The following is a 13089-nucleotide window of genomic DNA, read 5'->3' as shown; positions in this document are numbered from 1 at the left end:
ACATCGCTTTTTCATCTCAAACTTTGCCAAAGTTTCCAAACTTTGGCAAAGTTAATCTCCTCTGACGCAAGCCTGTAACTCGCACCTCATTTGCTAATTTCCTCATTTTCTAATTTGCTAATTTTCTAATTTTTCCCGTCGTGTGGCTCGCATTATTGGCATTTCTGGTATTATTAATTTTTGTCAATTAAAAAATATTTTGTACCTTTGTACTATCTTTTAAACAGTAACACACTATGAAAAAAGAACAACTCAAACAAATGAAAGATGGCAAGGGCTTTATCGCAGCCCTCGACCAAAGTGGCGGTAGTACCCCAAAAGCCCTTAAACTTTACGGTGTGAATGAAGACCAATATAGCAATGAAGACCAAATGTTTGACCTCATTCACCAAATGCGTACCCGCATCATCAAAAGCCCCGCTTTTAACAGCCATAAAATTATCGGTGCTATCCTTTTCGAACAGACAATGGATAGAAAAATCGATGGTAAATACACCGCCGATTATCTCTGGGAAGAAAAACACATAGTCCCCTTCCTAAAAGTCGATAAAGGCTTAGAAAGCTTAGACGCCGATGGCGTTCAACTGATGAAACCTATTAGCGGTCTTACAGAACTCTTAGAGCGTGCCAATGAGCGTCATATCTTCGGAACCAAAATGCGTTCAGTCATTAAAAAAGCCTCTCCTGAGGGTATTGCACGAGTGGTAAAACAACAGTTTGAGATAGCCAAACAAATCGTAAAAGCAGGACTCGTGCCTATTATAGAGCCCGAAGTAGATATCAATATCCCCGATAAATCACCTGCCGAAGCTATCTTGCGCGACGAGATAAGAAAACACCTCGATGCCCTCCCCGATACTTTCAACGTGATGCTCAAACTCTCTTTGCCAACTATTAACAATCTCTACAAAGAGTTCACCAAGCACCCTCGTGTAGTGCGTGTAGTCGCCCTTTCAGGAGGTTACCCAAGAGAGAAAGCCAATGATATCCTCGCCGAAAACAAAGGCGTAATCGCCAGTTTCTCAAGAGCACTTACCGAAGGACTCTCAGCTCAGCAAACCGATGCTCAGTTCAACGATACTTTAACTCACACTATCGAAGGTATTTACGAAGCTTCAATTAAGTAATCTAAAAAACAGACTGCTCCAAAAAGATTTTCTGGAGCAGTCTGTTTTTTTGTTATTTCTTTATTATTCAAAAATATTTTATATCTTTGCCACATCTTAACTAAAGAATAGCAATCTATGAAAGAAGAATTAGAACAAAGTTTAGTAGCTCTCGCTACCGAAATTATTGCTAAACAAGGGAAACTTAACCTCATAGAACTCAATAGACAGGCTCATAAATTAGCTGAAAAAATCACTATATTGAGTTTCGTTGATAAATATTATCAAGACTTAGGTGCTAATGAAAACCGAAAAAACTCAATGATGAAAAAAGTATCTAATTTCATTGATGAAAATCAAGAAAAAGATATTTTCGACATCAACGTAGAAGCTACCGAAGTGCACCCTATTGCTCCTAAAGGACAAACAAAAGAAAAAGCTTCGTTTGTAGCAATGGAACCAAAACCCGTTCAAAAACAAACTACAAAAATAGCGCAACCCCAAGTAGAAGTACATCAGCCCGAACCTGAATGGGCAGTACCTGTGGAACAACCCAAAAGAGTAGAAACATCTCAAATAGATTTTGCAATCGAGCAACCTCAGCAAGTAACACAGCCCGAACAGTTTATTGAGCAACCTCAGTACACCGATGAACAACGCATCTTAAAGCAATCCCCTTCCTTAGAAGAATATATCTCTCAGTCTAAGAACACAGTATTCGATAGAAAAGAAACTGATGAGGATATAAAACCCGTACAATCTCTTAACGATAAGTTAGGTAAAAATGCTCAAATAGGTTTAAATGATAAATTGGCTTTTGTACAAAAACTCTTCCTTGGTAGTGAAAGCGAATATAACAAAGTTGTAAAACATATCGGAGAACTCAATACAATGCGAGATGCTGTTTTATACTTAGAACAAGAAATAAAGCCTACTTACAACTATTGGAAAGGTAAAGAAGAATACGAAGAACGCTTCCTTTCTCTCCTCCTCAAACGCTTTGAAGTGTAATGAGCAAACTCTATCTCATTCCTACCCCCATAGGCAATCTCGAAGATATAACCTTGCGAGCACTCCGTTTGCTCAAAGAGGTTGATATTATCTTAGCCGAAGATACGCGCACCAGTAGTAAGCTTCTCAAACACTACGATATCCATACCCCTATGCAAAGTTACCACCTGTTCAACGAGCACAAAGTGGTAGACGGTTGGGTACAGCGCATCAAAGGGGGTACTACCGTAGCACTCATCACCGATGCAGGAACACCTGCTATTTCCGATCCCGGCTTCTTGCTTACACGTGCTTGCCTTACTGAGGGAGTAGATGTAGAATGCTTACCAGGAGCTACAGCCTTTGTGCCTGCCTTGGTAAACAGTGGTTTGCCTAACGACCGTTTTACCTTCGAAGGCTTCCTTCCCGATAAAAAAGGACGACAAACGCGCCTCTCTCAGCTCACAACTGAAACCAAAACGATGATTTTCTATATCTCCCCACATAAATTGCTCAAAACCCTCACTGACTTTATCACCACTTTCGGTACCGACCGTCCTGCGAGTCTCTCACGTGAGCTCACTAAACTGCACGAAGAAACCCAACGTGGCACCCTCCAACAACTTTTAGACTATTATAAAGATAAGAATATTAAAGGAGAAATAGTTCTTATTGTTTCTGGGAAAAGTGAAAAATAAAAAGTCGCTTTTGCGTCACACATTCCCCCTTTGGAGGGGGCTAGGGGGAGGTTATCATTACATATAAAACTACCATAACAATTAAAAAACCATAAACTTATGACTACCATTATACCTTACAACCCTAAACTAAGAGAGTTTGCTCGATTTTTGCGAAATAACAGTACTTTATCAGAAGTATTATTGTGGAAACAAATCAAAAATAAGTCTTTAGGTGTTGAATTTAAACGACAAGTTCCTATTTTAGAATATATTGTTGATTTTTATTGTCAAGAATTGAGATTAGTTATTGAAGTAGATGGCAATACACACGATTTCAGATATGTAGAAGACGAAACCCGTCAAAAAGAAATAGAAAAGTGGGGAGTAACTTTTATTCGTTTTTCAAACGAAGAAATTAAAACGAATATGTTTAGTGTAATTTTGTCTTTAGAAAGTAAAATAGAAGAATTGAAAGAGAATAATACGTCTATATGATAAAAGCCTGCTCTCCTATTCACATACTCAGCTACGCCAGCTCGCCGACTTCCTCAAAGAGGGGGAATGTAGCGATGGTCGTCATACTTTAATATCATACTTTTATCGAACACTATTAAAAAATGATTATCCTTCACATAGAAACTTCAGGGCTCAATTGCTCGGTAGCCCTATCAAAAGACAATCATATTCTTGCAGAAAAATCTGAGAATGCAGGCAAGTTTACCCATTCCGAAAACTTACACCTCTTCATTGAAGACGTAATGCAACAAGCCTCCTTGCCCCTTTCTGCGGTTGATGCTATAGCCGTAAGTGCTGGCGCAGGCTCTTATACAGGTTTGCGCATTGGTATTGCTACTGCCAAGGGTCTTTGCTTTGCTTTGGAGAAACCCTTAATTGCTATTCCCACCTTGCAAATCCTCGCTCACCAAGCTCAGGGCAATTGCATTATCCCTATGCTCGATGCACGCCGTATGGAGGTGTATAGCGCTGTGTTCAATAGTGCTTATCAGTTTGTGAGTCCCACTGAAGCTAAAATCCTCGATGAGCATAGTTATCAAGAAGAACTAAATAGGGGTAAAGTAACTTTTTTAGGTGATGGTAGTACGAAGTTTGCTACTATCTGTAAGCATCCTAATGCTGTATTTATACCCAATGCCTTCCCTGAGGCAAAAGATATGCTTCCGTTTGCTATAGAAAAATATACAAAACAAGACTTTGAAGATATTGCTTATTTTGAACCTCAGTATTTAAAATAGAAGTAAAAGTTAATGCCCTACAATTAGGATTTCATCATCGGTTAGAAGCTCTTCGTTGCGGAAACGTAGCAGTATTTGGGCTACTGTAATAGTATCTTTTTCACAATAAGTAGCAATGCGGTCTACATCACCTTCATTGTAGAACACATCACGCACTTCGCTACCATTAATATCGTCTTTAGGCGAAGGAATGCCCAAAATATGAGCCAAGAGCTTCAGCGAAGTGAAGTGTTTATAATCACCAAATTTCCATAGTTCAAGGGTATCGAGATGTGGAATTTCCCAAGATTTCTTGCCAAAGAGCTGTAGTTTTTGAGGAATAGGAATACCATTGATAATCATACGTCGCGAAAGGTAAGGAAAGTCAAACTCTTTGCCATTATGAGCACAAAACAATTTATTAGCGCGTGAAAAGTGTTCTTCTACCAAACGTACAAAATCTTTTAACAACACTTCTTCCTCTCCCACAAACGAGGTAACCCTAAAAGTGCGTTGCTGATGCCGAAAAGAAAAGTAGCCTACTGATATACATACAATCTTCCCAAACTCCGCCCAAATACCTGCACGGTCGTAAAATTCTTCAGCAGTAAACTCATCTTTCCGCTGATAACGTGTCTTTTCCTCCCACAGTTCCTGTTCTAAAGCCGAAAGCTCAGCGTGTTGTTCATAGAGTGGTACCGTTTCTATGTCTAAGAAGAGAATATCTTCAAGATTAATCTTGTTAAGCATTTTTACTGAAATTCAACTATTAATTTAAAGTCTCATTGCTCTACTACCCTCTAACACCTAAAACCTTATATGCCTCATCTATATAATCATAAATGTCTTGAGTAAACTTACTGCCTTCAGGAGAAGTATCGGCAGTGCGATGTCCTAAACGCACAATGATGACTTTATCAGTAGGATTTACAATTACGTATTGTCCCAAATGTCCGCGCATCATAAAGAAATGGGTATCTTTATAGTCTAATAACCACCAACCATAGCCGTATTCTGGACTCTCGGCAAAGCGCGGTTGTACGGAAGTCGCCACAAAGGTAGAGTCTAATAGCTGTTTGCCATTCCACTTACCATTATCTCGATAGAGTTTCCCGAGGCGGGCAAAATCACGTGCATTCGAAGCAATACAACAATACGCTTTTTCGAGTCCGCTTTCTTTACTATCTAATTGCCAAAGAGCATCGCTCTCACAACCCATCGGTTGCCATAAGCTCTCGGTGAGATACTGAGTAAGGGTCTTCTTTGTAGCTTTCTCCAATACCATTCCCAAAAGGAAAGTATTTCCACTGAGGTATTTATAGGCTTTCCCAGGAGGAGAAACAATCCTCAGTTGGAGCATCTTTTCTCTAAAATGTTTATCAAAATAAGCACGAGTCGTAATAGAAAACGGATTGTAATACGCCTCGTCCCAGTCAAGCCCTGATGCCATAGACGAGAGGTCGCCTACCGTAAGCTGGGCTCCGAAGCCTTTTTTGTACTCAGGAAAGAAATCGCTTACTTTTTGGTCGAGACTCTTGATATAACCATCGGCAATAGCCTTACCCAAGAGTGCCGACACATAGCTCTTTGCCATAGAAAACGAATTACTCTTGCTCTCAGTATTATAGTCTTCAAAATACTGTTCGTGCCATATACTATCACCTTTGATGATAAGGAAAGCTACCGTTCCGTATTTTTTGTGAGCATTTTGTAACTCGGGGGTTTCGGGTATTTTGTTGTAATCCGCTGAAAGTGGCCAAGGTTGAGGAGTAGGACTTTTAGCAATTGTACGATTGTCAAAATAGGTATAATCATCAAGGAAAGTAGTAGTATGCCCCGTGCCGTAGACCACCACTACTGCTTTGAGAATATAACCATAGCCCGCCACGTAAAGGGTTCCTATGAGTAGTAGCAGTACAACAACGAAATTAATGAGAAACTTTTTCATATTTAATAGGGTTTATTTATGCTTATTCTTCATCAGGCAACAATATAGTTTCGCCATTCTCGGTTTCGTACATTACCCCGAGGCGTTTACCTTTTTTCTGAGTGGTAGAAGCGTCGGGGGTTGCACCTTCTACAGTTTTATATTTAGTGATTTTCTGTCCTTCACGACGAAGGATTTCCATATCATCACCTTTCTTCTTTACAATGGTAAAATCTTCACCCGAAAAGAAATCGGCCATATTTAGGTTCATCACCATCGATACCATTAAGGCAACGGCAAAGACCATTGCCACGTCAAAAAGATTTACCACTACACTTAGCGGGTCGGCATCATCGTCTTTGAGTCGGGATATGCGTCGGTTTGTCTTCATTGTCTTGCGGGTTGAGTTAATACTCTACTTACATATTCAAGGTTGTTGATTTCTTTGCTATACCAGCGTTGTTTGAACTGTAAAGTTACCAACCCTACTAAACTAATCACTAAGCCTACAACGGTGGTGGCAAATACCACTTGCATATTACTCGCCATCTTAGAAATGTCTCCGGTGGAGAGCCCCGTAAGTGCCGGACTCATAGCGATAAGTGTACCAATGAGCCCTAAAACGGGACCTACTTTTGCCAATAGCTTAGAGGTGGCTATATCTTTCTCGCCTTCATTCTCGAAGTTGGAAATCATATAGTCGTAATATGCCTCGTCGGGTATATGGCTAAGAATATCACGCAAGTATTGAGTGTAAAGAGCGTTATCGCGTGCAGGCAATAGAGCTTTAAGCTGTTCTGCGCTTTCGGGTGTGAGCATCCTGATAGCTTCATTCAGCTGTTTGTCGTTTTTGTATTTAGTGATGAAGCGATTGTAGAAACTACCTACCAATAATAAAGCGCGCACAAAAAGTACCAAGAGTACAATAATGTCGGGTATCAGCAAACTATCCGATACCAAGAATAGAATTTTAGAAATCTCACTCATAAAGTTAATGTCTTAATTTAGTAATTTGTCAATGTTTGCCTCTACTCATTAGCTAACTGACAAATCAGCTAATTTGGTAATTGTTTGTTCGTATCCATATTCAAAGGCTTGATCGAGCTTTTTAGTATCGAGTACGCCTACATTGCTGAGGTTATGTAGTAGTAAGTAGTCACATTTTTTGAACTTGCGGTTGTAATTGCCATCCATAGTGATGTTGTAAATCCGTTGCATAAACTGGAACGAGTTGCTGAGCTCCTTCTCGGTAATCGTTTCTAGCGGATTCACAAAGCTCCCTATAATTCTATCGCATCGGTCTTTGAGGGGTTCTATAGGGAAGTTGTTCAGCAGTCCCCCGTCGCAATATAAACTGTCTCCTATTCTTACCGGTGAAAAGTAGGGCGGTAGTGCCGACGACGCAATGAGGGGCTGAATGAGCTCTCCTTTGCTAAAATACTGTACTTTACCGTTCAACAGATTGGTAGCTGTTACCACTAAGGGCAAACGCAAGTCTTCAAAAGTCGGACATTGGAATTGTTTTTTAAAGAACTTAGTATATTTAGCACTATCTACTAATCCCACTTTTTTAAAAGTGAGCATCGACCATTTGAACACAGGTGTTTCCTTAAAAAAATGCACCATATCTTCGGGCTTTACCCCACAAGCGTAGAGTGCCCCAATAAGCGCTCCACCACTGGTACCCGAAATAATTGAGGGTTGCAAGCCTTTTTCTTCCAAAGCCTTCAACAATCCAGCGTGTGCCAAAGCGCGCACCCCGCCACCTGAAAATACTAAACCTAACTTCATTATTTGTCGATTATCGTCTTTACGGATTGTCCCCCCTCGGGGGAACGGGGGCAATCTGCTAATTAGCTAATTATCTAATTAAAATAAATGCCATCATTGCACTCACGTAGGCAATTCCCGTCATAAATATCCATTGGATAGCTGTCCATTTCCAGCTGTTGGTCTCTTTTCGTACTACGGCAACAGTGCTAAGACACTGCATTGCAAAAGCGTAATAGAACAAGAGCGAAATACCGGTGCCAAGTGTGTATACAGGCGTACCATCAGGACGTACTTCAGCGCGCATTTTTGCCAAGATAGTACGTTCGCCCTCTTCACCTTCGGTATCCAAATCTTTTCCTAAACTATAAACCGTTGATAGGGTACTAATGAACACCTCTCGCGCTGCAAACGAGGCTACTACCCCTATACTGATTTTCCAATCGTAGCCCAGCGGACGAAATACCGGCTCTATTCCTTTGCCTATGTAACCCAAAAACGAGTATTCAAGACTTTGAGCTTCTATGTAATGTACTTTCTGCTCGGCAGTCCACTGGTGAGTTTGTGCCAACTGCTCGGCGGTAGCCTCTATGCTGTTGTACTTTTCTCCTACTCCGTGAGACCCTAAGAACCACAAAAGTATCGAAATTGCTAAAATGAACTTCCCGGCTCCTACTACAAAGCCTTTGGTCTTCTCATATACAGTGAGGCATACATTGCGCAAAAGCGGAATTTTATAATCGGGAATTTCGGCGATAAAGAAACTGTTGTTCTTGTGCATCTTCAGTACTTTGTCTAAGATGAAAGCCGAGAGCAAAGCTACTGCAAAGCCCAAAAAGTACATCGCAAAGAACGTCCACGCTTTATAGCTAATCCAGCAAAAATCACCGTCTGGAATTACCAAGTTAATGATGATGAGATATACAGGCAAACGCGCTGAACAGGTCATAAACGGAGTAACAAGTATGGTGATTAGGCGTTCTTTCCAATTCTCAATATTACGGGCAATCATCACGGCAGGTACGGCACAAGCTGCTCCCGAAATCAGAGGAACAACACTCTTACCACTGAGCCCAAAACGACGCATTACATTGTCCATCAAGAACACCACCCTACTCATATAGCCACTTTCTTCCAATAGGGCAATCAAGGTGAAGAGTACAGCTATTTGGGGAATAAACACCGTAATACCTGCGATTCCTGGTAGGATACCCTCTATTAGTAATTCGCTAAGTGCACCAGCAGGTAGTTTAGTAGCAAGCCATTCCCCAAAAACATTGAAACCGTTTTCTATCCAATCCATTGGATAGCTCGACCAAGTAAATACTGCTTGGAAGATAAGTAAGAGTATCGCAGCAAACACCACATAGCCAAAGAAGGGGTGTATGAGGAAGCGGTCGAGATGTACTCGAAGCGTCTGTGCTTTGCGCTGGTCTACCGTATATGTTTCTTTCAGTATTTTGTTGATAAACTGATAGCGAAGTATCGTTTCTTTTTGCTGTTTGCGCCGTTGCTCACTTTCCGACGTGCCAAAAGTCATCGCCTCTAAGCGAGAGATATCTACGCAAGGAGTGAGCGACAGTTGTTGATAATTTACAATCGCTTCTTTCAGCTCCGTAAGCCCTTCGCCTTTGCGAGTGCTGGTGAGGACAACTTTCGTCTGCAAAGCTTGCGCTAATTTTTCCACCTCAATACTGATACCCTTTTTGCGCATCTGGTCTACCATATTGATAACAAGTATCGTAGGCAACCCAAGATCTTTTACTTGGGTAAAGAGCAAGAGATTTTGCTTGAGGTTACTCACCTCACACACCACTACCACCACATCAGGGTAATGAGGCTCAGAGTTATGTGTAAGCACATTTACAGCCACGTGCTCGTCTTCCGAGCTTGGATTGAGACTATAGACACCCGGCAAGTCTATGATTTCGGCTTGCTGGGTATCGGAAAGCTTGCAGTATCCTATTTTTTTTTCGACAGTAATACCAGGGTAGTTGCCTACCTTTTGGTTCAAGCCCGTCAATGCATTGAAGAGCGAACTTTTACCGGTATTAGGGTTGCCCACAAGGGCGATTTTTAAATTTGCCAATTTGTTAATTTGCTAATTAAATTGCTTGTGCGGCTTGCACCTAATTTGCTAATTGAATATTCTCTGCCATATCCTTTCTAATCGAAAGATATGCCTCATTCATACGGATATAGATAGGGTCGCCAAAAGTAGCTTTTTGGAGTACCTCTATTTCACTGCCCGCATAACAACCTAAATCAATGAGTTTTTGAGGTATTTTAGTAATATCAAAGTCTTGTATAATCCCTTTTTCGCCCTTCTTTAGCTCGGAAACAGTACAAGCACGGTTGCGCACTTCTTCCATAACGATTATTATTTAGAATGATTTTGAGTGCAAAGGTAGTAAATAATTTTAATTCTACAATACTATAACTGCCGATAACAACTGTAATATCTATAAAACAAAAGCCTAAACACCGCATTACGCTAAATGTTTAGGCTCTAAGTTAATCTTCCCTTCTCGATTCCTTTATTTTGCAATCGTCTGTATGGCTCACTGCCGCCTGTCGTGCTACGACCTCACACCAATTACCTTCCCATATATATCAGCAATATACTGATATCCGCTGGCGATACCCCACTGATGCGTGAGGCTTGCGAAAGGGTAACAGGGCGTATCTTTTTCAGCTTTTCGCGCCCTTCAAACGAGAGCGATACTATCTTGTCGTAATCGAAGTTGTCAGGAATGCGCACACTCTCCAAGCGGTTGAGTTTATCAGCATTATTGCGTTCTTTTTCTATATAGCCGGCGTATTTCACCTCCACTTCTGCGCAGGTTTTTTCTTCTTCGGTAAGTTCGTTCTTCTTTATATATTCGGCAATACGGTCTATAGCCTCAAAGTCAGCAAGAGTTACATCTGGGCGAGAAAGTACCTTTTGGAACTTGTCGCCTTGTTTCATCGGTGATGACTCGTATTTTTCGAGTATAGGGTTTACCTCTTCGGGGGTAACACTCAATTCCTTTATATAAGTGATAAATCCACTCACCTTGCGTTCTTTGGCTTCCCACGCACGATAGCGTGCTTCACTTACAGTACCTATTTCATACCCTAACGGAGTCAATCGTCTGTCAGCATTATCCTGTCGCAAGAGGGTGCGGTATTCAGCACGTGAGGTAAACATACGATAAGGCTCTTCGGTGCCTTTGGTGATGAGGTCATCAATCAAAACTCCTATATAAGCCTCGTCGCGTTTCAGTACAAAAGGAGCTCGCTCGCGTATTTTCAGCACCGCATTCACGCCTGCCATTAGTCCTTGTGCAGCGGCTTCTTCATAGCCCGTAGTTCCGTTGATTTGCCCCGCGAAGTATAAGTTTTCTATAAGTTTCGTTTCAAGCGTATGTTTCAGCTGGGTAGGTGGAAAATAGTCGTACTCTATCGCATACCCTGGACGGAAAAACTTCACCTTCTCAAAACCTGCTACCTGACTCAGGGCAGCATATTGCACTTCTTCGGGCAAAGAAGTCGAAAAGCCATTCACGTACATCTCTACGGTATGCCAGCCTTCGGGCTCTACAAACAGCTGATGATGGTCTTTGTCGGCAAAACGATTGATTTTATCTTCTATCGAAGGACAATAGCGCGGTCCTACCCCGTGAATAATGCCCTGAAACATAGGCGAACGGTCGAAGCCTGTGCGCAATATATTATGTACGCGCTCGCTGGTGTACGTCATATAGCAGTCTTTTTGCACTGCGAGCGGCTGTGTTTCAGCAGAGAAAGAAAACTTTTGTGGATGCTCATCGCCCGGTTGAGGAATCATCTTACTGAAATCAAGCGAACGCGCATCTACACGTGGAGGCGTACCTGTTTTCATACGTCCCGCCTCAAAACCGTGTTGTACGAGGCACTCGGTGATGCCGTATGCTGCGGGTTCACCTGCACGCCCTCCGCCAAACTGTTTCATTCCTATGTGCATCACTCCGTTCAAGAAAGTACCATTGGTGAGCACTACACTCTTCGCTTTGATAGTAATCCCCAACGAAGTGCGTACTCCTACTACTTTGTCTTTCTCTATCAGAAGGTCGTTTACCATTCCTTGTAAGAAATCAAGTGTAGGCAGACTTTCCAACTGCAATCGCCACGCTTCCGAAAAACGCATACGGTCAGATTGTGCACGCGGACTCCACATAGCAGGCCCCTTCGATTGGTTGAGCATCTTAAATTGAATGGCGGTTTTATCAGTGATAATCCCCATATAGCCCCCCAAGGCATCTATTTCGCGTACTATCTGCCCTTTGGCAATACCTCCTACAGCAGGGTTACAGCTCATTTGGGCGATATGTTGTAAGTTCATAGTAATCAGTAGTGTGCTGGCTCCCATATTGGCAGCCGCAGCGGCAGCTTCAGCACCTGCGTGTCCTCCGCCCACTACTATCACATCATATTCAGTTGTAAACATTTGTCTAATTTGCAAATGTGCTAATCTGCTAATTTGCTAATTTTTCTTTAGAAGTTTATACAGTTCTTTGATACTCTTTTCGAAGCGTTTGATGAGTTTAGGATTAGTTACTTTACTGCGTAACTGAGGTTGTTCATACCAAGCGGTATCAGCTCCTGCCCTACTATGACTCAGTTCCAATTGGTTGTCTATATTTACAATAAAATAATAATCAGAAGGAAAATAAGCGTCTTTTTCATCAAAGAACACAATAGATTTCGGTAGATAAAAATCTCCATATTCATAGGTAGTGTGAGGTTTTTCAGTATTCCACACTACAGCATACTTAAAACCTTTGGTGTTGTTCCAGAAAGCCCACGACGATGTTTTCTGAGGAAGCTCAAAAATCTGCAAGGCATCTTCGGGAATGAAAGCACTGAGTTGTATGATTTTATTGAATAAATCAACGGTAATCACCTCGTTCCTTAATGGGTGACCGTGTAGTTTCCTCTCTCTGTAATAGATTCTTGGCATAACAATTCAAACTCTTTTAAGTGTGCAAAGGTACAAAATAAAATCATAACTAAAAAATGATACGCAAAAAATAACATTTTTTCTCTTTCTAAAATCCATTTTACAACCGACACACATACACCTCTTCTCCCCCCTACCTCCACCATTGTCTCATTACAATTTGCCAAAGTTTCAAACTTAGCAAAGTTAATATAACCCTCTTTGTCTTTACTTCTCCCTTTTGAGCCTCTCCAAAATTTGCTAATCTACTAATTTTTCACCTGTCTATCGTGCTATAACCTCACATTACCTCCGTCATTCGTCCCTCGTCATTCATCATTTGTCTCTCGTCATTCGCCCCTCGTCCTTCGTCATTTCTTCCTTTTTTCTGTCATACTCCCCCCTAGTGCCTATGGCCTAAGGC

Annotated in this window: 14 protein-coding genes; 5 read left to right on the top strand and 9 right to left on the bottom strand. The window is 41.5% G+C overall.

Features of this window, described 5'->3' with window-relative positions; translation table 11 throughout:
- The first annotated feature begins 236 nt into the window (after positions 1 to 236).
- The 5 genes from HMPREF9072_RS04955 (at position 237) to tsaB (ending at position 4029) form a co-directional block, all read left to right on the top strand.
- Positions 237 to 1127, top strand: coding sequence for a fructose bisphosphate aldolase (locus HMPREF9072_RS04955; RefSeq protein WP_002674876.1), 891 nt, complete (start codon positions 237 to 239; stop codon positions 1125 to 1127).
- 117 nt (positions 1128 to 1244) lie between these two features.
- Positions 1245 to 2117 carry a hypothetical protein gene (locus tag HMPREF9072_RS04950; RefSeq protein ID WP_009410832.1) on the top strand — a complete coding sequence of 291 codons (873 nt, stop codon included), beginning with the start codon at positions 1245 to 1247 and terminating at the stop codon, positions 2115 to 2117.
- Positions 2117 to 2794 (top strand): 16S rRNA (cytidine(1402)-2'-O)-methyltransferase, encoded by a 678-nt coding sequence (gene rsmI, locus HMPREF9072_RS04945; RefSeq protein ID WP_009410831.1) that lies wholly within the window; start codon positions 2117 to 2119, stop codon positions 2792 to 2794. The genes HMPREF9072_RS04950 and rsmI overlap by 1 nt, the downstream gene beginning before the upstream one ends.
- Before the next feature lie 99 nt (positions 2795 to 2893).
- Positions 2894 to 3271 carry an endonuclease domain-containing protein gene (locus HMPREF9072_RS04940; RefSeq protein WP_002674870.1) on the top strand — a complete coding sequence of 126 codons (378 nt, stop codon included), beginning with the start codon at positions 2894 to 2896 and terminating at the stop codon, positions 3269 to 3271.
- Positions 3272 to 3393: 122 nt separating this feature from the next.
- On the top strand, positions 3394 to 4029 hold the full coding sequence (tsaB, locus tag HMPREF9072_RS04935) for a tRNA (adenosine(37)-N6)-threonylcarbamoyltransferase complex dimerization subunit type 1 TsaB (RefSeq protein WP_009410830.1): 636 nt from the start codon (positions 3394 to 3396) through the stop codon (positions 4027 to 4029).
- A gap of 9 nt (positions 4030 to 4038) precedes the next feature.
- Here tsaB and HMPREF9072_RS04930 read toward each other — a convergent pair whose 3' ends face one another.
- The 9 genes from HMPREF9072_RS04930 to HMPREF9072_RS04890 form a co-directional block, all read right to left on the bottom strand.
- Complete coding sequence (locus HMPREF9072_RS04930) at positions 4039 to 4758, bottom strand: 3'-5' exonuclease (RefSeq protein WP_009410829.1); 720 nt, start codon at positions 4756 to 4758, stop codon at positions 4039 to 4041.
- A 43-nt stretch (positions 4759 to 4801) separates the two neighbouring features.
- Positions 4802 to 5956: a serine hydrolase gene (locus HMPREF9072_RS04925; protein ID WP_009410828.1), complete on the bottom strand. Its 1155-nt coding sequence runs from the start codon at positions 5954 to 5956 to the stop codon at positions 4802 to 4804.
- Between the two features lie 22 nt (positions 5957 to 5978).
- The gene (locus tag HMPREF9072_RS04920) at positions 5979 to 6326 is read right to left on the bottom strand and encodes a DUF2149 domain-containing protein (protein ID WP_002674860.1); all 348 of its coding nucleotides are present in this window, start codon (positions 6324 to 6326) and stop codon (positions 5979 to 5981) included.
- Complete coding sequence (locus tag HMPREF9072_RS04915) at positions 6323 to 6922, bottom strand: MotA/TolQ/ExbB proton channel family protein (protein ID WP_009410827.1); 600 nt, start codon at positions 6920 to 6922, stop codon at positions 6323 to 6325. Before HMPREF9072_RS04915 ends, HMPREF9072_RS04920 begins: the two co-directional genes overlap by 4 nt.
- Positions 6923 to 6970: 48 nt before the next feature.
- Positions 6971 to 7726: a patatin-like phospholipase family protein gene (locus HMPREF9072_RS04910; RefSeq protein WP_009410826.1), complete on the bottom strand. Its 756-nt coding sequence runs from the start codon at positions 7724 to 7726 to the stop codon at positions 6971 to 6973.
- Between the two features lie 70 nt (positions 7727 to 7796).
- Positions 7797 to 9794, bottom strand: coding sequence for a ferrous iron transport protein B (feoB, locus tag HMPREF9072_RS04905; RefSeq protein ID WP_009410825.1), 1998 nt, complete (start codon positions 9792 to 9794; stop codon positions 7797 to 7799).
- A 40-nt stretch (positions 9795 to 9834) separates the two neighbouring features.
- Positions 9835 to 10077, bottom strand: coding sequence for a FeoA family protein (locus tag HMPREF9072_RS04900; RefSeq protein ID WP_009410824.1), 243 nt, complete (start codon positions 10075 to 10077; stop codon positions 9835 to 9837).
- 224 nt (positions 10078 to 10301) lie between these two features.
- The gene (gene mnmG / locus HMPREF9072_RS04895; RefSeq protein WP_009410823.1) at positions 10302 to 12173 is read right to left on the bottom strand and encodes a tRNA uridine-5-carboxymethylaminomethyl(34) synthesis enzyme MnmG; all 1872 of its coding nucleotides are present in this window, start codon (positions 12171 to 12173) and stop codon (positions 10302 to 10304) included.
- Positions 12174 to 12209: 36 nt separating this feature from the next.
- On the bottom strand, positions 12210 to 12686 hold the full coding sequence (locus HMPREF9072_RS04890; RefSeq protein WP_002674818.1) for a hypothetical protein: 477 nt from the start codon (positions 12684 to 12686) through the stop codon (positions 12210 to 12212).
- Positions 12687 to 13089 lie beyond the last annotated feature (403 nt).

This window comes from Capnocytophaga sp. oral taxon 324 str. F0483, from assembly GCF_000318315.2.
GTDB classification, from domain to species: domain Bacteria; phylum Bacteroidota; class Bacteroidia; order Flavobacteriales; family Flavobacteriaceae; genus Capnocytophaga; species Capnocytophaga ochracea.
The sequence above is the reverse complement of the archived record's forward strand: the minus strand, read 5'-3'. Positions and strand labels throughout refer to the sequence as shown.